The 21,147-nt window shown below is 59.7% G+C and carries 16 protein-coding genes and 3 pseudogenes; 17 read left to right on the top strand and 2 right to left on the bottom strand.

Features of this window, described 5'->3' with window-relative positions; all coding sequences use genetic code 11:
- The first annotated feature begins 19 nt into the window (after window positions 1–19).
- The 7 genes from atpG (at window position 20) to LMH93_RS26960 (ending at window position 8,477) form a co-directional block, all read left to right on the top strand.
- Window positions 20–880: a F0F1 ATP synthase subunit gamma gene (atpG, locus tag LMH93_RS26990; RefSeq protein WP_003253195.1), complete on the top strand. Its 861-nt coding sequence runs from the start codon at window positions 20–22 to the stop codon at window positions 878–880.
- Between the two features lie 27 nt (window positions 881–907).
- A complete protein-coding gene (atpD, locus tag LMH93_RS26985) occupies window positions 908–2,284 on the top strand; it encodes a F0F1 ATP synthase subunit beta (RefSeq protein ID WP_003253197.1) in 1,377 nt (458 codons plus the stop codon).
- 43 nt (window positions 2,285–2,327) lie between these two features.
- On the top strand, window positions 2,328–2,747 hold the full coding sequence (locus tag LMH93_RS26980) for a F0F1 ATP synthase subunit epsilon (protein WP_003253199.1): 420 nt from the start codon (window positions 2,328–2,330) through the stop codon (window positions 2,745–2,747).
- 118 nt (window positions 2,748–2,865) lie between these two features.
- A complete protein-coding gene (glmU, locus tag LMH93_RS26975; protein ID WP_003253201.1) occupies window positions 2,866–4,233 on the top strand; it encodes a bifunctional UDP-N-acetylglucosamine diphosphorylase/glucosamine-1-phosphate N-acetyltransferase GlmU in 1,368 nt (455 codons plus the stop codon).
- A gap of 175 nt (window positions 4,234–4,408) precedes the next feature.
- Window positions 4,409–5,185, top strand: coding sequence for a DeoR/GlpR family DNA-binding transcription regulator (locus tag LMH93_RS26970; RefSeq protein WP_003253204.1), 777 nt, complete (start codon window positions 4,409–4,411; stop codon window positions 5,183–5,185).
- 3 nt (window positions 5,186–5,188) lie between these two features.
- Window positions 5,189–7,024, top strand: coding sequence for a glutamine--fructose-6-phosphate transaminase (isomerizing) (gene glmS, locus LMH93_RS26965; protein ID WP_004575180.1), 1,836 nt, complete (start codon window positions 5,189–5,191; stop codon window positions 7,022–7,024).
- A gap of 544 nt (window positions 7,025–7,568) precedes the next feature.
- Window positions 7,569–8,477, top strand: coding sequence for a LysR substrate-binding domain-containing protein (locus LMH93_RS26960; protein WP_003253225.1), 909 nt, complete (start codon window positions 7,569–7,571; stop codon window positions 8,475–8,477).
- 66 nt (window positions 8,478–8,543) lie between these two features.
- Here LMH93_RS26960 and LMH93_RS26955 read toward each other — a convergent pair whose 3' ends face one another.
- Entirely contained in the window at window positions 8,544–10,247 is a 1,704-nt protein-coding gene (locus LMH93_RS26955; RefSeq protein WP_047603746.1) for a BCCT family transporter, read from the bottom strand.
- Between the two features lie 398 nt (window positions 10,248–10,645).
- Between LMH93_RS26955 and LMH93_RS26950 the strand changes: the two genes are divergently transcribed.
- From LMH93_RS26950 to LMH93_RS26910, 9 genes and pseudogenes are all read left to right on the top strand, one after another.
- Window positions 10,646–11,836, top strand: a complete 1,191-nt coding sequence (locus tag LMH93_RS26950) for an aromatic ring-hydroxylating oxygenase subunit alpha (protein ID WP_003253228.1) — start codon at window positions 10,646–10,648, stop codon at window positions 11,834–11,836.
- Between the two features lie 10 nt (window positions 11,837–11,846).
- Entirely contained in the window at window positions 11,847–13,292 is a 1,446-nt protein-coding gene (locus LMH93_RS26945; RefSeq protein ID WP_010955853.1) for an aldehyde dehydrogenase family protein, read from the top strand.
- Window positions 13,293–13,304: 12 nt separating this feature from the next.
- Window positions 13,305–13,466 (top strand): annotated as a pseudogene (locus LMH93_RS26940) (rubredoxin); the annotation flags it as partial.
- Window positions 13,455–14,690, top strand: coding sequence for an NAD(P)/FAD-dependent oxidoreductase (locus tag LMH93_RS26935; protein WP_230065388.1), 1,236 nt, complete (start codon window positions 13,455–13,457; stop codon window positions 14,688–14,690). The pseudogene LMH93_RS26940 and the gene LMH93_RS26935, both read left to right, overlap by 12 nt.
- A 9-nt stretch (window positions 14,691–14,699) precedes the next feature.
- The gene (locus LMH93_RS26930; RefSeq protein ID WP_003253234.1) at window positions 14,700–16,028 is read left to right on the top strand and encodes an NAD(P)/FAD-dependent oxidoreductase; all 1,329 of its coding nucleotides are present in this window, start codon (window positions 14,700–14,702) and stop codon (window positions 16,026–16,028) included.
- A complete protein-coding gene (locus tag LMH93_RS26925; RefSeq protein ID WP_003253236.1) occupies window positions 16,025–16,396 on the top strand; it encodes an ethanolamine utilization protein EutQ in 372 nt (123 codons plus the stop codon). Before LMH93_RS26930 ends, LMH93_RS26925 begins: the two co-directional genes overlap by 4 nt.
- Before the next feature lie 30 nt (window positions 16,397–16,426).
- A complete protein-coding gene (locus tag LMH93_RS26920) occupies window positions 16,427–17,584 on the top strand; it encodes an MFS transporter (RefSeq protein WP_230064759.1) in 1,158 nt (385 codons plus the stop codon).
- A 147-nt stretch (window positions 17,585–17,731) separates the two neighbouring features.
- A pseudogene (locus tag LMH93_RS26915) lies at window positions 17,732–17,965 on the top strand (GABA permease); the annotation flags it as partial.
- Window positions 17,950–18,133 (top strand): annotated as a pseudogene (locus LMH93_RS26910) (transketolase family protein); the annotation flags it as partial. The pseudogenes LMH93_RS26915 and LMH93_RS26910, both read left to right, overlap by 16 nt.
- Window positions 18,134–18,241: 108 nt before the next feature.
- Here the strand turns inward: LMH93_RS26910 and lpdA are convergent.
- Window positions 18,242–19,642 carry a dihydrolipoyl dehydrogenase gene (gene lpdA, locus LMH93_RS26905; protein ID WP_003253243.1) on the bottom strand — a complete coding sequence of 467 codons (1,401 nt, stop codon included), beginning with the start codon at window positions 19,640–19,642 and terminating at the stop codon, window positions 18,242–18,244.
- A 207-nt stretch (window positions 19,643–19,849) separates the two neighbouring features.
- Between lpdA and cfaB the strand changes: the two genes are divergently transcribed.
- Window positions 19,850–21,034 (top strand): C17 cyclopropane fatty acid synthase CfaB, encoded by a 1,185-nt coding sequence (gene cfaB / locus LMH93_RS26900; protein ID WP_020190282.1) that lies wholly within the window; start codon window positions 19,850–19,852, stop codon window positions 21,032–21,034.
- Window positions 21,035–21,147: the final 113 nt, after the last annotated feature.

Raw genomic sequence — 21,147 nt, 5'->3', positions numbered from 1 at the left:
CTAACCTGATAGGTGATACATGGCAGGCGCAAAAGAGATTCGCAGTAAGATTGCGAGCATCAAAAGCACGCAAAAAATTACCAGCGCCATGGAGAAAGTGGCGGTCAGCAAGATGCGCAAGGCACAAATGCGCATGGCTGCTAGCCGTCCTTACGCGGAACGTATCCGCCAGGTGATCGGTCATCTGGCCAACGCCAACCCGGAATACCGCCACCCGTTCATGATCGAGCGCCCTGTAAAGCGCGCTGGTTATATCGTGGTGAGCAGTGACCGTGGTCTGTGCGGTGGCTTGAACACCAACCTGTTCAAGGCCCTGGTCAAGGACATGAGCGCAAACCGCGAACAGGGCGTGGAAATCGACCTGTGCGTGATCGGCAGCAAGGGTGCGACTTTCTTCCGCATCTTTGGCGGCAACGTCGTAGCAGCGATCAGCCACTTGGGCGAAGAGCCATCGATCAACGATCTGATCGGCTCCGTCAAAGTGATGCTGGACGCCTACCTGGACGGCCGTATCGATCGCCTCTCGGTGGTTTCGAACAAGTTCATCAATACCATGACCCAGAAGCCGACGGTCGAGCAATTGGTACCGTTGGTGGCAACCCCGGATCAGGATCTCAAGCATCACTGGGACTACCTGTACGAACCCGACGCAAAAGAGCTGCTGGACGGCTTGATGGTGCGCTACGTGGAGTCGCAGGTATACCAGGCGGTGGTCGAGAACAACGCTGCTGAACAAGCGGCCCGGATGATCGCCATGAAGAACGCCACAGACAACGCCGGTGATTTGATCAAAGAGCTTCAGTTGATCTACAACAAGGCGCGTCAGGCTGCGATCACCCAGGAGATCTCGGAAATCGTCGGCGGCGCTGCCGCGGTTTAACGGTTCACATATTCAGAGGATCCAGCTATGAGTAGCGGACGTATCGTTCAAATCATCGGCGCCGTCATCGACGTGGAATTCCCACGTGACGTCGTGCCGAGTGTATACAACGCGCTTAAAGTACAAGGCGCGGAAACCACCCTGGAAGTTCAGCAGCAGCTGGGCGACGGCGTGGTTCGTACCATTGCGATGGGCTCGACCGAAGGCCTGAAGCGCGGTCTGGATGTCGTCGACACCGGCGCTGCCATTTCCGTTCCAGTTGGTAAGGCCACCCTGGGCCGTATCATGGACGTACTGGGCAACCCGATCGACGAAGCCGGCCCGATCGGCGAAGAAGAGCGTCGCGGTATCCACCAGCCAGCGCCTTCGTTCGCTGACCAGGCAGGCGGCAACGACCTGCTGGAAACCGGCATCAAGGTTATCGACCTGGTTTGCCCGTTCGCCAAGGGTGGTAAAGTTGGTCTGTTCGGTGGTGCCGGTGTCGGCAAGACCGTAAACATGATGGAACTGATCCGTAACATCGCCATGGAACACAGCGGTTACTCCGTGTTCGCTGGTGTGGGTGAGCGTACTCGTGAGGGTAACGACTTCTACCACGAGATGAAGGACTCCAACGTTCTCGACAAAGTAGCGCTGGTCTACGGTCAGATGAACGAGCCACCAGGAAACCGTCTGCGTGTAGCGCTGACCGGCCTGACCATGGCCGAGAAGTTCCGTGACGAAGGTAACGACGTTCTGCTGTTCGTCGACAACATCTATCGTTACACCCTGGCCGGTACCGAAGTATCCGCACTGCTGGGCCGTATGCCTTCGGCAGTAGGTTACCAGCCGACCCTGGCTGAAGAGATGGGCGTTCTGCAAGAGCGCATCACCTCCACCAAGGAAGGTTCGATCACCTCCGTACAGGCCGTATATGTACCTGCGGACGACTTGACCGACCCGTCGCCAGCGACCACCTTCGCCCACTTGGACGCCACCGTCGTTCTGTCCCGTGACATCGCCTCCCTGGGTATCTACCCAGCGGTCGACCCACTGGACTCGACTTCGCGCCAGCTGGACCCGAACGTGATCGGCAACGAGCACTACGAGACCGCTCGTGGCGTTCAGTATGTTCTGCAGCGCTACAAAGAGCTGAAGGACATCATTGCGATCCTGGGTATGGACGAACTGTCCGAAGCCGACAAGCAACTGGTAGCCCGCGCTCGTAAGATCCAGCGCTTCCTGTCGCAGCCGTTCTTCGTGGCAGAAGTCTTCACCGGTTCGCCAGGTAAGTACGTTTCCCTGAAAGATACCATCGCTGGCTTCAGCGGCATCCTCAAAGGTGACTACGACCACCTGCCAGAACAAGCGTTCTACATGGTCGGCAGCATCGACGAAGCGATCGAGAAAGCCAAGAAACTGTAATTCCTGCGCCCCGCAAGGGGCGCTATCAGGTTGAGGCAAGCAGATGGCTATGACAGTCCATTGCGATATCGTCAGCGCGGAAGGAGAGATCTTCTCCGGCCTGGTCGAGATGGTGGTTGCGCACGGTAACCTGGGTGATCTTGGTATCGCTCCAGGCCATGCGCCGCTGATCACCAATCTCAAGCCTGGTCCGATCACGCTGACCAAGCAGGGTGGCGCACAAGAGGTGTTCTACATCTCTGGTGGTTTCCTCGAGGTTCAGCCGAACATGGTCAAGGTGCTTGCCGATACCGTGCAACGTGCTACAGACCTGGATGAAGCTCAGGCTCAGGAGGCCCTCAAGGCTGCCGAGAACGCCCTGAATCTGAAAGGCGCGGACTTCGACTACAGTGCCGCCGCCGCACGTCTGGCCGAGGCCGCAGCCCAGCTGCGTACCGTCCAGCAAATGCGCAAAGGCAAGTAATCGGCCCCGGCTGATAACTTCTGTTGCGATTGAGTAAAAGGGTAGCCTCGGCTACCCTTTTTCTTTTTCTGTTTTCTCCCCCGGTCTTTCACTGACCGCCCAGGATTGGTAGCCAGTAATGTCACTCGATATCGTTATTCTCGCCGCCGGCCAAGGCACCCGCATGCGCTCGGCGCTGCCCAAAGTGTTGCACCCGGTAGCTGGCAATTCCATGCTCGGCCATGTTATCCACAGCGCGCGCCAACTTCAGCCGCAAGGTATTCATGTGGTCATTGGCCATGGTGCCGAGCTGGTTCGCGAGCGCTTGGCCGCTGACGACCTGAATTTCGTCATGCAGGATAAACAGCTGGGTACCGGTCATGCTGTTGCCCAGGCACTGCCAGCGCTGACCGCTGATACCGTGCTGGTGTTGTACGGCGACGTGCCGTTGATCGAAGTGGAGACCCTGCAGCGTCTGTTGGCGAAGGCCAACGATCAGCAGCTGGGACTGCTGACAGTCACCCTCGACGATCCGACCGGTTATGGCCGGATCGTGCGTGACGAGCAGGGCAGGGTAACTGCCATCGTTGAGCACAAGGACGCCAACGACGCTCAAAAAGCGATCAAGGAAGGCAACACCGGCATTCTGGCGCTGCCAGCCGCGCGTCTGGCTGACTGGATGGGCCGGCTGTCGAACAACAACGCCCAGGGCGAGTATTACCTGACCGACGTAATTGCCATGGCAGTGGCCGATGGCTTGGTGGTGGCAACTGAACAGCCACACGACGCTATGGAAGTGCAGGGCGCCAACGACCGCCGCCAGCTCTCCGAGCTGGAGCGTCACTACCAGTTGCGTGAAGGCCGCCGTCTGATGGCTCAGGGGGTTACCCTGCGTGACCCGGCACGCTTCGATGTTCGTGGTGAAGTCAGCGTTGGTCGTGATGTACTGATCGACATCAACGTGATTCTCGAAGGCAAGGTGGTCATCGAAGACGATGTGCAGATCGGCCCTAACTGCGTGATCAAGAACACGACCCTGCGCAAAGGCGCGGTGGTCAAGGCCAACAGCCACCTCGAAGGCGCTGTGATGGGCGAAGGCAGCGATGCTGGCCCGTTCGCCCGCCTGCGTCCGGGCAGCGTACTGGACGCCAAGGCCCATGTGGGTAACTTCGTCGAACTGAAAAACGCCCACCTGGGTGAAGGGGCCAAGGCTGGTCACCTGACCTACCTGGGGGATGCCGAAATCGGTGCGCGCACCAATATCGGCGCCGGCACCATCACCTGCAACTACGATGGCGCCAACAAGTTCAAGACCGTGATGGGTGAAGACGTGTTCATCGGTTCGAACAACTCGCTGGTGGCGCCTGTGGAAATCAAGGCCGGCGCGACCACCGCAGCCGGCTCGACCATCACCCAGGCCGTAGAAGCGGGTGACCTGGCTGTAGCCCGAGCGCGCCAGCGCAACATTTCGGGCTGGAAGCGCCCGGAGAAGATCAAGAAGAGCTGAGTTATTCACAGCCGTTTCGATCGAAAGCCGACTTATGTGAATAAGTCGGCTTTTTTATTGGCGCTGCCGCGTCAAAGCAGAAGCAAACAATCCACAGGTCAGCGACAGCTTGACGAATCGCGCGTCTTAGGTTTTGATTGCAACCACTAACTTTCGAATCGAAACTTAAACGCACATGTCGAAACGAAACACACCACAACGGCGACACAATATTCTGGCTCTGCTCAGCGAGCAGGGTGAGGTAAGTGTGGACGCGTTGGCCAAGCGTTTCGCCACCTCGGAAGTGACCATTCGCAAAGACCTCGCCGCCTTGGAAACCAACGGCTTGTTGTTACGCCGCTATGGCGGGGCGGTGCCGGTGCCGCAAGAGTTGCTCGGTGAACCGGCGCAACCCGTCTCTTCTTATAAAAAGGCCATTGCACGTGCCGCCGTGGGGCGTATCCGCGAACATGCGCGCATTATCATCGACAGCGGCAGCACCACGGCGGCAATGATCCCCGAACTGGGGCGCCAGCCAGGCCTGGTGGTGATGACCAATTCGCTCAATGTGGCCCGTGCAATCTGCGACCTCGAACACGAGCCGGTGCTGCTGATGACCGGTGGCACCTGGGACCCGCATTCCGAATCGTTCCAAGGCCAGGTCGCGGAGCAGGTACTGCGCTCCTACGATTTCGACCAATTATTCATCGGTGCCGACGGCATCGACCTCGGCCGGGGTACCACTACCTTCAACGAGCTGCTTGGGCTGAGCCGGGTCATGGCCGAAGTTGCCCGTGAAGTGATAGTGATGGTCGAGTCGGACAAGGTGGGGCGCAAGATCCCTAACCTCGAGCTGCCCTGGGGCAGCGTGCACACCCTTATTACAGATGAACGCCTGCCAGCAGCAGCGCGCGAACAAATTCAAGCCCGCGGCATCAACCTGATCTGCGCCGCGATCAGCCAGGAGCAATAAAACATGTGTGGAATCGTTGGTGCTGTCGCCGAGCGTAATATCACAGCCATCCTGATCGAAGGCCTCAAGCGTCTTGAATACCGCGGTTACGACAGCGCCGGTTTGGCTGTACTCACCCAGAACGGTGAACTGCAGCGCCGCCGCCGCATCGGCAAGGTCAGCGAGCTGGAGGTTGCTGTTGCTGATGACCCATTGGCAGGCCAGCTGGGTATTGCCCACACTCGCTGGGCTACCCACGGCGCGCCGACTGAAGGCAACGCCCACCCGCACTTCTCGGGCAATGACGTGGCCGTGGTGCACAACGGCATCATCGAGAACCACGAGGAGCTGCGCGAAGAGCTGAAGGGCCTGGGCTATGTCTTCACTTCGCAGACCGATACCGAAGTCATCGTCCACCTGATCCACCACACCCTGAAGAGCATTCCAGACCTGACCGACGCCCTTAAGGCGGCGGTGAAGCGCCTGCACGGCGCTTACGGCCTCGCGCTGATCAGTGCCAAGCAGCCGGACCGCCTGGTGGCCGCGCGCAGTGGTAGCCCGCTGGTTATCGGCCTGGGCCTTGGCGAGAACTTCCTGGCGTCCGACCAGCTGGCGCTGCGTCAGGTTACTGACCGGTTCATGTACCTGGAAGAAGGCGACATCGCTGAAATCCGCCGTGATCAGGTCTCTATCTGGGACCAGCAGGGCAACAAGGTCCAGCGCGAAACCGTGCAATATCACGAAGGTGCCGAGGCTGCCGACAAGGGCGCTTACCGCCACTTCATGCTCAAGGAAATTCACGAGCAGCCAAGCGTTGTTCAGCGCACGCTTGAAGGCCGCCTGGGCAAGGACAACGTGCTGGTCCAGGCCTTTGGCCCGCAAGCTGCCGACCTGTTTGCCAAGGTGCGCAACGTGCAGATCGTTGCCTGTGGCACCAGCTACCACGCCGGTATGGTTGCGCGTTACTGGCTGGAAAGCCTGGCCGGCATCCCATGCCAGGTAGAAGTGGCCAGCGAGTTCCGCTACCGCAAGGTGGTGGTGCAGGCAGACACGCTGTTCGTCTCCATCTCGCAGTCCGGCGAAACCGCCGATACCTTGGCCGCACTGCGCAACGCCAAGGAGTTGGGTTTCCTCGGCAGCCTGGCGATCTGCAACGTAGGTATCAGCTCGCTGGTACGCGAGTCGGACTTGACCCTGCTGACCTTGGCCGGCCCTGAAATCGGCGTGGCTTCGACCAAAGCATTCACCACCCAGCTGGTTTCGCTGATGCTGCTGACCCTGGCCCTTGGTCAGGTGCGCGGTACGCTGGAGGCCGGTGTCGAAGCTGAGCTGGTTGAAGAGCTGCGTCGCCTGCCGACCCGCCTGGGCGAAGCCCTGGCCATGGATGCCACCGTCGAGAAAATTGCCGAGCTTTTCGCCGACAAGCACCATACCCTGTTCCTCGGCCGCGGCGCGCAGTACCCGGTGGCGATGGAAGGTGCTCTCAAGCTTAAAGAAATCTCCTACATCCACGCCGAAGCGTACCCTGCAGGCGAGTTGAAGCACGGCCCGCTGGCGTTGGTGGACAACGACATGCCGGTGGTTACCGTTGCACCCAACAACGAACTGCTGGAGAAGCTGAAGTCCAACCTGCAGGAAGTGCGTGCCCGTGGTGGCGAGCTGGTAGTGTTCGCCGACGAGCACGCTGGCATGACCAATGGCGAAGGCACCCACGTGATCAAGGTGCCGCACATTGCCGATGCCCTGGCGCCAATCCTGTACACCATTCCGCTGCAGTTGCTGTCTTATTATGTGGCCGTGCTAAAGGGGACCGACGTTGACCAGCCGCGTAATCTGGCCAAGTCGGTGACTGTCGAGTAACGGGTAGTCAGGTGTTGATCAACTTGGTTTCGTTGAATTAAAACAGTCGTCGAACAATTAAAACTGTCGCCGGTAGAGGGGAAGCGCTCGTTTCCCTTCATCGGACGGTTTCAACCGTCTCTCTCGCGTCCCGTCTCCCCCTTGGTCTGGCGTTCGCTTATGCCCCTTCCAATTCAGACTGATGAACCTTTTCTGTCATTACATGAGAAGGAATTTGCTGCTCTCCTGGGTTGATCCCAAGGCAGCAACCTTCGAAATCCTGGCCCCAAGCCATGTGATCAAGAGCTCCGAGTTCCGCATGCTCGCTGCTGAATTCGGGTGACCAGGGTGCTATGGCTTCAATCGGCTTGTTCACTGTCACACAATGCACGCCGCGTTCAATGTCATTAAAAGTGATTGGGATATTGCCTATTCAGGGAACGAATATCTTTCTGCAAATGTGCAGTATAGTAAACCGGTTGCTTCGTTCTGCCCTGAATGCGTTAGGGAGGAAACCGCCACTCCAGTGAGCGGATGATAATAAAAATGAGTGGAACCCCTGCCTGTGAAAATCCAGCCTCTTCCGCCGCTCAACAGTCTTCATGCGTTTGAGTCTGCGGCACGCCACTTGAGCTTTACCCTTGCCGCCAAGGAATTGAATGTTACCCAGGGTGCAATTAGCCGTCAGGTTCGCCTTCTTGAGGACTACCTGGGCAAGGCACTATTCACCCGTACCACCCGCAGCATGTCCCTGACCCCCACCGGCGCGCAGTATTACGAAACGGTGCGTGAATGCATGCTTCACCTGGCCCGCGCCACCGGCGATATACGCCAGTGGCAAGGCAACCAACAAGTCACCGTTGCCACCAGTACCGCCATGGCGTCGCTGTGGTTACTGCCCAAGGTGTCGGAATTCCAGAGTGCCCATGAAAACATCGACCTGCGGATCATCGCCCACGATCATGTGAAGGATTACGCCAGGCTCGACAGCGACCTGGCGCTTTACTACTGCAACCCACCGCCCAAGGACATGGCTGTCACGCCGCTGTTCTCGGAAGAAATCTTCCTGGTGTGCAGCCCGACCTATCTGGCCAGGCATCCGCAACTGAGCAGCATCGAAGGGTTGTCGTCGTGTACCTGGCTCTGGCTTGAAGACTCCCAGCGCGACTGGGTAGGTTGGCCCGAATGGTTCAAGCGCCTGGGATACGAGCCCATGACCCCCAAGCATCGCGTCAATATCAACAGCTACGGTATGCTGATCCAGTCGGCGATCAGTGGCCAGGGCGTGGCCCTGGCCTGGGGCAACCTGGTGGACGATGCGTTGAGCACCGGTGCGCTGGTCAAGCCCAACGATGTGGTACTCCAGACCGACGCCAAGTTCTGCCTGCTGGAGTCGTCCACCGAGCGTGGTCCTCGTGAAAGCGTGCGGCTGTTCCGGGACTGGTTGATGGCCCTGCCTTCGGTGCAGAAATAGCCTGCCCAAAACACAAGACCGACAGCTGATGGCTGTCGGTCTTGTGTCTTCCAGGGTGGCTTTAGGTTAGCTGGCTTTCTTCGCTGTCAGCCCCATATCAAGCCCCTCGCAGGCCAAGGGCCCAGCCACCGGCGTGATGCCTTGCGGGTGAATCCCAGGTATAGGCAGGCGCCCACCCGGCGGCGTATCAAGCAGGCCGTCAGCCATCTCCTGGCGCAAGCTGCGCATCAGGGTGTAACTAATCAGCAGGATGAACCCCGCAATCGGCAATCCCGCTGCAATGCTCGCCATCTGGATCGCCTTGAGCCCCCCCGCCATCAGCAGAGCCATGGCTATAGCACCTTCCAGGATGCACCAGAGCAGGCGGATACTCTGCGGCGGGTTGGCGCTGCCCATGGAGTTCAACGTACACAGCACCTGGGTGCCGGAGTCGGCCGAGGTGATGAAGTACGTCGCCAGCAGGATACAGACCAGCACGCTCAGCACCTTGCCCAACGTACCGGCGTCGATCTTGTGCAGCAGGGTGAACATGGCAGCGGTGGTTTCCTGCTTGGTCGCCAGCAATACCGTGCCACCATCGAACTTGGCCTTGTCGCCCTGCAGCTCACCACTGGCAACCAGTTCTGCGTGCTGCTGACGATCGAGCTGCTCAGCCTTGAGCGCGGTACCACCGAACACCGACATCCAGATGATCGTCACCAGGGTGGGTACCAACAGCGCGCCGGCGATCAGTTCACGGATGCTGCGGCCTTTGGAAATTCGCGCAATGAACAGACCGACAAACGGGCCCCAGGTCATCCACCACGGCCAGTAGAACGCCGTCCACCAGTTCTGCCAGCCGCTGTCCTTCTGGGTATCGCTCCAAAAGCTCAGACCCACTACATGGCTGGCGTAGTCGCCGGTGCTCTCCAACATCAGGTTGATGATGTAGCGGGTTGGCCCCAGCAGCAGGATCAACACCACCAGCACCACCGACAACAGCATATTCCATTCCGAAAGGCGCTTCATGCCACGCGACACGCCGGCCATCACCGATACGGTAGTAACCAGGGTAATGAGCACGATCAGGGTGATCTGCACCCCCAGGCTGATGGGCAGGTCAAACACCTGGCTCAGCCCGGTGTTCATTTGCACCACGCCCAGGCCCAGCGACTGGGATACACCGAACGCGGTAATCACCACGGCAAGGATGTCCACCACATGTCCGATGGGCCCATAGATGCGCTCACCAATCAGCGGGTAAAGGATCGAGCGCATGCTCAGCGGCAAGCCCTTGCGATAGGCAAAGTAAGCAAGGCCCAGGCCAACGATGGTGAAAATAGCCCAGGGATGCAGGCCCCAGTGGAATAGGGTAATTCGCATAGCTGTGGTGGCGGCTTCGTCGGTGAGGCCGGTGGCGAACGGGTTGCCCGCGTAATGCCACATGGGTTCGGCAACCGACCAGAAGATCAGTCCGATGCCCATGCCGCCACTGAACAACATGGCGATCCAGGAGCCGAAGCTGAACTCGGGTTTGTCGTCGTCTCGCCCAAGCTTCATAGACCCAAACTTGCTGCACATCAGATAGATCAGTAGCCCCAGCACACCCGTGACGGAAATCAGGTAGAACCATTTGAAATTCTGCAGGATGAAGTCGGATGCACGTTGAAAAACCGCTGCTGCATGTTCGGCAAACAGGGCGCAAAACAGCACAAAGGCTACTACGGCCAGTAACGACCAGATCGTCACGGTGGGATTGAGGCCTTTGAGCAGGCCAGATTCGGCACGCATTGGTTATCCCCTATTGTTTTTGTTCAAGGGTTTGATGTCACGGTTTGGGTAGAGCCGCTGCCACAGGCAGGTGCCGGATCCCTGGCGGCGGTCTTCCCGCAGGCCCAAGGCGCGGTACGCTCTCTCGGGCCCTATCAAAATGGGAGAATTACCCGCTCTTCGACAAACCATTTCTAGTCATTAATTGATTACCAAAAGTCATTAATCTGAAAATTCCAGAGCCTGGCAGTTCATCAACGATTATCTACCACTGCCGTCATCGACGAATAAATCATTAATGATAAAAACTGATAAATAGCGTTGAAATAAATCGTTTGTCGCGCCCTTCTTCTCTTGCTGAAACTGGCACCAGGCATCAAGGCATTGCCTGCCGTGCATCTAACAAGAGAAAACAAAAAATGACCGTATCGACTGACTCCCGCCTTATTCCCGTCCACGTCTTGGAAACCGTTCTGGCGCCTATCCATGAAGCTCATGGCCTGACCAACGAGTTCTACACCGACCAGCGCTATTTCGAACTCGAGCGCGACGAAGTGCTGGGGCGTAACTGGGCGTGTATAGGTTTTGCCAGCGACTTGCCGACCAACAGCTACGTCAAGCCGGTCGATTTCATGGGCCTGCCGCTGCTGATGATGCGCAACCGTGAAGGCCTGGTGCAGGTGTTTCACAACGTCTGCAGCCACCGCGGCGTGAAACTGGTTCAACAGGCGGGTGAAGTGCAGGGTGTGATCCGCTGCCCCTACCACTCCTGGACCTACGACCTGAACGGAGGTCTCAAAGGCACTCCGCACATTGGCGGGATCAACCAGCACAAAGACGAACGTTTCGCATGCGAGAAACACGGCCTGAAGGCGCTGCGCACCACGATCTGGATGGACATGGTGTTCATCAACCTGTCTGGCGAGGCACCGGCGCTTGAAGAGCAACTGCAGCCGTTGACCGAACGCTGGACTCAGTTCCTGGGCAATGACGGCATGAGTCTGCTGCGTCGTGAAGCGAACGGTGGTGCTATGAGCATCGAGGTCAACTGCAACTGGAAGCTAGCAGTCGAGAACTACTGTGAGGCCTACCACCTGCCGTGGGTGCACCCGAGCCTGAACAGCTACTCGCGCCTGGAAGACCACTACAACATCATGTTCGAGGAATTCGCTGGCCAAGGCAGCCACGCCTACAACCTCTCGGCCGTTGCCGGTACCCATTTGCCGATCTTCCCATCCTGGCCACAGGACCGCCTGCGCACTGCTGAGTACGTGGCGTTCTTCCCCAATGTGCTGCTGGGCATCCAGGCCGACCATGCGTTCGCCATGATGCTCGAGCCTGTGGCGCCGGGTAAAACCATCGAGCACCTGCGCCTGTTCTACGTGGGTGACGAAGCGCTCGACAGCCGTTACGACGCCTCGCGCAAAGCGGTAATGGAATCCTGGCGCGTAGTGTTCGCCGAAGACATCGCCTCGGTCGAAGGCATGCAGAAGGGCCGCTCCTCGCCTGGTTACAGCGGCGGTGCGTTCTCGCCGGAAATGGATCTGCCGACTCACTACTTCCACAAGTGGGCTGCCCGCCAGTTGCTTGACTGTGCTCAACGCGCCTGAGGTGATCATCATGCATCCAATAGCTCCGCACTGGCTGAACTTCATCGACGGCCAGTGGACCGACAGTGAGCAGCACCTGAGCATCCACAACCCTGGCACCACGGACCTTGTGGCGACCATCGCTCAAGCCAGTGTGGCCGACGCCGAATGCGCCCTGCAGGCGGCTCGGCGCTGTGCTGACAGCAACGCTCTGAACCGTGTGCGTCCTGCGCAGCGGGTGACCTGGTTGCTTGAGGTTGCCGCGCAGATTCGTGCGATCACCGACGAAGGGGCGTGGGTGCTTTGCCAGGAAAACGGCAAGAGCCTGCGTGATGCCCGTGACGAATTCATCGAGGCCGCGCGCTACTTCGAATACTACGCCGGCATGGCCGACAAGATTGAAGGGAAGTCGATTCCGCTGGGCGACGGCTACATAGATTTCACCGTCTACGACCCCTTGGGCGTGTCGCTGCAGATCGTGCCGTGGAATTTCCCGGTATCCATCTGCGCCCGCTCCCTGGCCCCTGCCTTGGCGGCCGGCAACGCGGTAGTGATCAAGTCGCCGGAACTGTCGCCACTGGGCCTGTGCGTGCTGATGCAGGCCATCGAGCGTGCCGGCCTGCCACAGGGGGCCGTCAATCTGATCTGCGGCCGTGGTCGTGAAGTGGGTGCCTACCTGGCCGGCCATCGCGATGTCGACCAGATCGTCTTCACAGGTTCCGTCGGCACCGGCCAGAGCATTCTGCGCAGTGCCGCCGAACACGCTATTCCCAGCGTCATGGAGCTGGGCGGGAAGTCGGCGGCCCTAGTGTTCCCGGATGCCGATCGTGAGCAACTGATCAGTAGCGTTAAAAGCGGCATCTTCTTCAATGCCGGCCAGGTGTGCTCTGCCATGTCGCGCTTGCTGGTACATCGCTCTATCTACGACGAGGTTGTAGCTGACGTGGTAGCGATGGCCGAGGGGCTGACCGTGGGCCTGGGCCAGGACAACCCTGACCACACCCCCGTGATTTCTGCTGCTCAGCTCGAAGGCATCGAGGCCTTGTGCCGACGTGCCCAGCAGCAAGGCGCGGTGGTCGCAACCGGCGGCGAGGCCATCAGCGGCCTGAGCGGGCATTACATGGCGCCAACCGTATTGCGCGATGTGACTGCGCAGATGGAGATAGCCCAGACTGAAGTCTTCGGCCCTGTGCTGGCAGTAATTCCCTTCGACAGCGAAGAGGAGGCCCTCGCCATTGCCAACGGCACCGTGTTCGGTCTGGTGGCCGGCGTATTCACCCAGGACCTCAATCGCGCCCTGCGCTGTGCCCGGCGACTGTGCACCGGCCAGGTGTTCGTCAACGAATGGTATGCCGGTGGCATCGAAACGCCGTTCGGCGGCGTCGGGCTCTCGGGCTTCGGACGGGAAAAAGGCCAGGAGGCGCTCTACAGCTACGTCAGGACCAAGAACCTGGCCGTGCGTATCAAGGGCGAGTGAGGAGGCAGCATGATGAAAACCTGGCTCTGCATCATCTGTGGTCTGATCTACGACGAAGCCAAAGGTTGGCCCGACGACGGCATTGCCCCCGGTACCCGCTGGGAGGACGTGCCCGAAGACTGGCTATGCCCTGAGTGCAAGGTCGGCAAAGCCGACTTTGAAATGATCGAACTCAGCACCCCGATCGCAGCAGTGGCTACCGCGCCGGTTATCCAGGCGCAACCACTGGTTACCGCTCGTCCCGCCCAACCGGTGGTCATCATCGGTAGCGGCCATGCCGGCTACGGCCTGGCACAGGCCCTGCGCAAGGCCGCCCCGCAGTTGGAGATTCGCGTACTGACCCAGGAGTCGGGCCATCTTTATTCCAAGCCCGCGCTATCCATCGCCCTGGCTCAGGGGCGCACCGCCGCAGCCCTGGCCACCGAAACGCCGCTGGCGATCGAACAGAGGCTTGGCATTCGTATCTATACCGGCTGCAAAGTCGAACGCATCGATGCCCAGGCGCAGCGCTTGTACACCAGCCTCGGCGAAATGGACTACGGCCAACTGGTGCTAGCCAGTGGTGCTTCTCCCGTGCGGTTGCCTATCGAGGGCCGCGCCGAGGCACTGCTCAGTGTCAACAACCTGCAGGATTACCAGGCGTTCCGCCAACGCCTTGATGGCGTGCGCAGAGTGGCCATTCTGGGCGACGGTTTGATCGGCTGCGAGTTTGCCAACGACCTTGCGAGCAATGGCTATCAGGTTCGGGTAATCGGCCTGGGTGCCTGGCCCATGGAACGCCTGCTGCCCGAGGCGGCAGGCCAGCACTTGCAGCAAGCTCTATCGGGGTTGGGGGTGCAATGGAGCCTGCGTACCACCTTGCAGTGCATCGAGCCGGACGGCGAAGGCTACCGACTGACCCTTGCCGACGGTCAGGTCGTCGGTGCAGACCTGGTGCTCAGTGCAGTGGGCTTGCGCCCCAACCTTGAGCTGGCGCTGGAAGCCGGCCTGGACTGTGGCCGCGGGATCAAGGTCGACGCACAACTACAGACCTCACAACCGGGCATCTATGCCTTGGGCGATTGCGTCGAGATCAACGGCCAGTTGCTGCCTTATCTCGCGCCGATCAACGAAGGCATTCGTGCCCTCGCCAAGACCTTGCTGGGCCAACCGACCGCCGCCCACTACCCATTGGCGCCCGTGACGGTGAAAACCCCGGTCGCCCCTCTGTGCCTGCTGACACCTCCCGGTGGTTGCGAGGGCCAATGGCGCTGCGCTGCGACCAGCGATGGATTGAGCGCTGCGTTTCATGACCACGCAGGTGCCCTGCGCGGGTTCGTGCTGCTCGGCCGTCAGGCACAAATGCAACGAAATACCTGGCTGCAAAACTGCCAGGACACCCAACAAAATGTGGCCTGAGGCTGAACCATGAACAGTATCGTCAATCTGCCTCACGATGACCGCAATTGCGGCTGGTATGCCGCGCTGCCTGAACAGGCGCCGAGCAAGCGCCTAAGTGGCGAACATAACGCCGATTATGTGGTGATCGGTGCTGGCTTTGCTGGGCTTGCCGCCGCACGGCGCCTGGCCGAGCACCTGCCGCAGTCGCGCATTGTTTTGGTAGATGCCCAGCGAATCGCCTACGGCGCCTCCGGGCGCAACTCGGGTTTCGTCATCGACCTGCCGCACAAATTCGCCCTCGAACATCCCGATCCTCAGCATAAACAACGGCTCTTGGGCCTAAACCGCTCAGCCATCGATCAACTGCAAACATTGATCGGCCGTCACGGCATCGAATGCCAGTGGTCCCATGCGGGAAAATACCAGGGCGCGGTGGGAGAACGTGGCCAGGGTTATCTGGATCACTTTGAAAAACTGATGGCCGACCTGGGTGAGCCCTATCGCGTGGTCGGGCGTGACGAACTAGCCGGTGTACTCGGTAGCCGCTACTACAGCCGCGCCATCTACACCCCCGGTTGCTACCTGATGCAGCCTGCTGCCCTGGTACGTGGCCTGGGTAATTCGCTTCCCGGCAACGTCGAAGTGCTTGAAGAGTCGCCAATCCGCACACTCCAGAAAGACCCCTGCGGCACGTGGCTGGTGCGGGGCGACAACGGGCTGATCCGGAGCCCGCAGGTATTGCTGGGCACGAGCATCTTCACCCAGGAGTTCGGCTACTTGCGCAACCGACTCCTGCCGGTGATGACCTTCGCCAGTTGGACGCGACCACTGAGCGACGTCGAGATGGCGACGGTTGGTGCCCAGGCCGACTGGGGCCTCACCCCTGCCGACCACGCCGGTACCACCGTACGAATGACCCAGGACCGGCGCCTGATCATCCGCAATACCTACAAGCATGTCCCTCGCTACGGTCGCAGCGTAACCGATGCTACCCGCAACAAGATTCGCGATGACCATCGCAAGGCCTTCGAGGCGCGCTATCCGCAACTGGCCCAAGTGCCGTTTACCCATACCTGGGGTGGGGTCTATGCGATCTCACGCAACTTTACCAACTATTTCGGCCAACTCGATCAGGGTGTTTACGCCACCGCCTGCGACAACGGCGTGGGCGCGGCCTGGGGCACCATTTCCGGAACGCTCCTGGCAGACATGGCGGTGGGGGCGGACTCCCAGCAATTGAGTGACATCCGCGCAGTGACTGGCCTTCCCTCCCGTAACCCGCCTGAGCCGTTCTTGGGTATGGGGGTGCGGGCCCGGATCCGCTGGGCCGCGTTCAACAGTAGGAGCGAAGTATGACCCGCACACTCAGCGGAAAAGGCCCGGTGCGTCTGGTCGACCACCGGAACCTGGACTTTGTCCACCGGGGCGGGCCGCCTGGCGGCGCCTCGGTAGCGCGTGCTGTCAGTAATGAGGTGTCGCCCAACCTGGGTATCGGCTTTGCCCGCTGGGAAGGTGCTGAAGTGGCCTGGACGGTGCTCTATGACGAAGTGATTTTTGTCATTGAGGGCTGTTTTGAACTCCAGGCCAACGGCGAGGTGTACCGCGTGTCGCCAGGTCAGGTGCTGTGGATTCCCGAAGGCACGGAGCTGGTGTACGCAGGCCACGCGCTGTTCGGTTATGTGGTGTACCCGGGTGATTGGAAACAGCGCCACGGCCTTGCCTGACTACCGACCACCCTGGTCTGGGGAATCCAATTGTTCGCATTATCCAAACGGTTTGGCACGATTTATGTCGCTGCCTTGTTGATGCAGCTGGGTTCCAGCCTGCTGATGACCTACCTGGCCCTGCGCTTGAATGCTTCCGGTGTGGCGCAGGTATGGGGTGGTGCGCTTATGGCCGCCAACGCGCTGGGCATGGTGTTGGGAGCCCGCTCCGGTTATTGGCTGATTGGCCTGGTCGGCCATGCTCGGGCCTTTGTGGTGAGCGCCGGGGTGATTGTCACTGCGGTGCTCTCGCACCAGCTCAGTGATGGCTTACTGCTGTGGCTTGCCCTGCGATTTGTCGTTGGTGCTGCAATGATGGGCCAATTGATGGTCATCGAGAGCTGGCTCAACGACTGCGCACCGGTCAGCCGGCGAGGCGGCGCCATGTCGCTGTACATGGTGGCCAGCTATGTCGGCATGATGCTAGGGCAATTGATGCTCAGTCTGGGAGATGGGCTGCACACCTTGGCGTTGACGGGCGTGGCCATGGCTTTTGCCATTGGTTTGATCCCCGTGGCTCTGCACAACGGTACCCAGCCGAGCACCATCAACCAGGCCCGGATCAAACCCTTGCTGTACCTGCGTAGACTTCCTCAATCGTTGTTCACGATTCTTGCCTCGGGATTGCTGAACGGTTGCCTGTATGGGCTGACGCCGATCTTTGCTGCGCAACTGGGCTTTAGTCCGGCGCAGGTCGGGCAGTTCATGGCTGTCAGCATTGCCGCCGGGCTTCTAGCACAACTACCGCTGGGTAAACTGTCGGATCATATTTCCCGCATCACCTTGATCCGCGCTACCGCTGCATTGCTGTGCATAGCCTATTTGCCGCTGGCCTTCGGGCTGGCATCAGGGCAGCTGTGGATCATGTTGGCCGGGGCTGCCATCGGCTTCTTGCAGTTCTGTTTGTATCCGCTGGGCGTTGCTCATGCCAATGACAACCTAGAGCCGGAACTGCGTGTATCGCTGGCCGGAGTGCTGCTGATGACCTTTGGTATCGGCGCGACCATCGGCCCGCTGGTTGCAGGGGCGATGATGGAGCATGCCGGTCCACAAGCACTGTATCTGTTCGGCATTGGTGTAACGGCTATGGTTGTTTGCTTTATAAGGAATAAATCCGGCGTTGATGTGTCATTGGCAAGGTTGTCATGAAACGTCGGAGCCCAGGGATATGTCCGCCTCACTCCATTTGATGTCCGAACCAGTCAATTGAGCCCTGTTTTCGCTCTCTATGGTTAAGCGGTGAAGTGCCCCTGGCACTGCACCCTACCCATAACAAGAGCAAAAGCAGGGACCATAATGACTATGACGACGTCTGGGAAAGCCAGCGATCAGTTGGCTCAGGGATTCAAGCCTCGACATGTGACCATGTTGTCGATTGCCGGTGTGATCGGCGCGGATTTGTTCGTAGGGTCCGAACAAGCGATCGCTGCGGCAGGTCCGGCAGCAATCATTGCCTATGCGCTTGCTGGCGCTCTGGTGGTGCTGGTAATGCGAATGCTTGGCGAGATGGCAGTGTCACCGCCGAAAACCATTCGATCATCGGCGGCCTGGGCGAAGCGGTGGCGGGCCTGCTGCTGCGCAACGGGGTAACGCCGATATTCCGCCAGATCGCCTGATGCCGGCGCTCTGCCGACGCTGCATGACCGCTACGGTATCTCCACCGATGCAGTGAGCGCGCAGATCAAGGCTTGGCTGTGACTTGATACCTGAAGATAGAGCCGGCCGGAATTGAAGGCGGCTCTATCCCTGTATGCCCGCAAAGCGAATGCCGAAGGCAAGGGCATGGCCTGACGCAGCGAATGGGGGTCAGATTTGCATGGCCATGCCATCCACATTCATCGCCGCCTGGCGCAGGGCCTCGGAGCGCGTCGGGTGAGGGTGGCAGGTGAGGGCGATATCTTCTGCCGAGGCCGAGAACTCCATAGCCACGCAGAACTCACCAATCATCTCGCTGACGCTTGGGCCCACCAGGTGCACACCCAGTACTTCATCGGTTTCGGCATCGGCGATGACCTTGGCGAAGCCTTCGGTCTCGTGGTTGATCTTGGCACGGCTGTTGGCGGTGAAGGGGAACTTGCCAACCTTGTAGGCACGCCCTTCGGCCTTGAGCTGCTCTTCAGTCTTGCCCACAGTGGCCATCTCCGGGCGGGTATAGATCACCCCAGGGATGAGGTTGTAGTTGACCTCGTGGGGCTTGCCGGCGATGCGTTCGATACAGGCCACCGCTTCGTCTTCGGCCTTGTGCGCCAGCATCGGGCCCGAAGTGACGTCGCCAATCACCCAGACACCCGGCACTGAGGTACGGTGGTGCTCGTTGCCGAGCATGCCGCGCTTGTCGGCTTCCAGGCCCACGCTTTCCAGGTTCAGCCCTTTGGTATAAGGGCGGCGGCCGATAGCCACCAGCACGTAATCGGCTTGCAGCGATTCTGCGGTACCCCCGGCGGCAGGCTCCAGCGTCAGGCTGACGCCATCGGCACCTGCGGTAGCCTGAGTCACTTTGCTGCCCAGCTTGAACACCATGCCTTGCTTGGCGAGCGCCTTCTGCAGGGCCTTGGCCGTTTCCGTGTCAGTGCCTGGGCAGATGCGGTCCAGGTATTCGATGACAGTGACCTGGCTACCCAGGCGGCGCCAGACCGAACCCAGCTCAAGACCGATCACGCCAGCACCGATGACAACCAGGTGCTTGGGCACTTGCGGCAGCGACAGCGCGCCGGTCGAGTCGATGATGCGCTGGTTGTCGACGGTCACACCTGGCAGAGGGGTGGGCTCAGAGCCGGTGGCAATGACGATGTCCTTGGCCTGCAACGCGGTTTCGCTACCGTCTTCGGCCTTGACCACGACCTTGCCGATGCCATCCAGGCGGCCCCAGCCTTTGATCCACTCGACCTTGTTCTTGCGAAACAGGTATTCGATGCCCTTGGTCAGGCCTGTCACGCTCTCGTCCTTCTGTTTCATCATCTGGGCGAGGTTGAGGGTGGGCTTTACTTCGATACCGAGGTGGGCGAACTCGTCACCGCTGGCAGCTTCGTAAAGCTCCGAAGCATGCAGCAGCGCCTTGGATGGCATGCAGCCGACGTTCAGGCAGGTACCGCCCAAGGTCGAGCGGCCTTCCACGCAGGCAACGCTCAGGCCCAACTGGCCAGCACGGATGGCTGCGTTGTAGCCGCCAGGGCCACCGCCGATGATCACCACGTCATAGGATTTCATGGGTTCAACTCCAGGATGTAGAAGCGCGAGAGGGCACAAGGTTAAGCTGAGATGCAGTGATTGTATACAATCTGCTGTGTGGATAAGATCAGTTGGTTCTAGACCAAGGTCTTGCTTAGAGGAAACATCCTACAGATGAACTACTCTGATCCGGTGACGTTCGAAATATTAGGCGTCGTGGCCAATTACGGACAGGAGGGGTGTTTCATGCTTGCTCAACTTCCACCTGCATTGCAGAGCTTGCATCTGCCGCTGAGGCTGAAGCTGTGGGACGGTAACCAGTTTGATCTTGGGCCTAGTCCTCAGGTCACCATTCTGGTGAAGGAGCCGCAGCTGATCAGCCAGTTGACCCACCCAAGCATGGACCAGCTAGGCACCGCATTCGTCGAAGGCAAGCTGGAGCTGGAAGGCGATATCGGTGAGGCCATCCGCGTGTGCGACGAGCTGAGCGAAGCGCTGCTGGCGGATGAGGATGAAACGCCGCCGCCACGTGTGTCTCATGACAAGAGCACCGACGCCAAAGCCATCTCCTACCACTATGACGTGTCCAACGCGTTCTACCAGCTTTGGCTGGACCAGGACATGGCCTATTCTTGCGCCTACTTCCGTGAGCCGGACAATACGCTCGACCAGGCGCAGCAGGACAAGTTCGACCACCTGTGCCGCAAACTGCGCCTGGATGCCGGTGACTACCTGCTCGATGTTGGCTGTGGCTGGGGCGGGCTGGCGCGGTTCGCTGCCCGTGAATATGGCGCCAAGGTGTTCGGCATTACCCTGAGCAAGGAGCAATTGAAGCTCGGCCGCAAGCGTGTGCAAGCGGAAGGGCTTGCCGACAAGGTCGACCTGCAGATTCTCGATTACCGCGATCTACCCCAGGATGGTCGCTTCGACAAGGTTGTCAGCGTGGGTATGTTCGAGCATGTCGGGCATGCCAACCTGGCGCTGTACTGCCAGAAGCTGTTCGGGGCGGTGAGGGAAGGGGGGCTGGTGATGAACCACGGCATCACTGCCAAGCACGTCGATGGCCGACCGGTCGGGCGCGGGGCGGGTGAGTTCATCGATCGTTATGTATTCCCCCACGGCGAACTGCCGCACCTGTCGATGATCAGCGCCAGTATCTGTGAAGCCGGGCTGGAGGTGGTGGACGTGGAGAGCCTGCGCCTGCACTACGCTAAAACCTTGCACCACTGGAGCGAGAACCTGGAGAACCAGTTGCACAAGGCGGCCGCGCTGGTGCCTGAGAAGACCCTGCGGATCTGGCGTTTGTACTTGGCCGGGTGTGCCTACGCCTTTCAGAAGGGCTGGATCAACCTGCACCAGATATTGGCCGTGAAGCCATACGCCGACGGGCATCATGACCTGCCTTGGACGCGGGAAGACCTGTACCGCTGAAATCGTAAGTATCACAGCGCTGATAAGGCTTTGCAGGAGTGGCCTTGTGTTGCGAAAGGGCCGCAATGCGGCCCCTGCATTTTATCTGTGCAGCCTATATTGCTGGGGCCGCG

Source organism: Pseudomonas sp. CIP-10 (genome assembly GCF_020911845.1).
Classification (GTDB): Bacteria; Pseudomonadota; Gammaproteobacteria; order Pseudomonadales; family Pseudomonadaceae; genus Aquipseudomonas; species Aquipseudomonas alloputida.
This window is presented reverse-complemented; position numbering and strand designations above follow the sequence as displayed.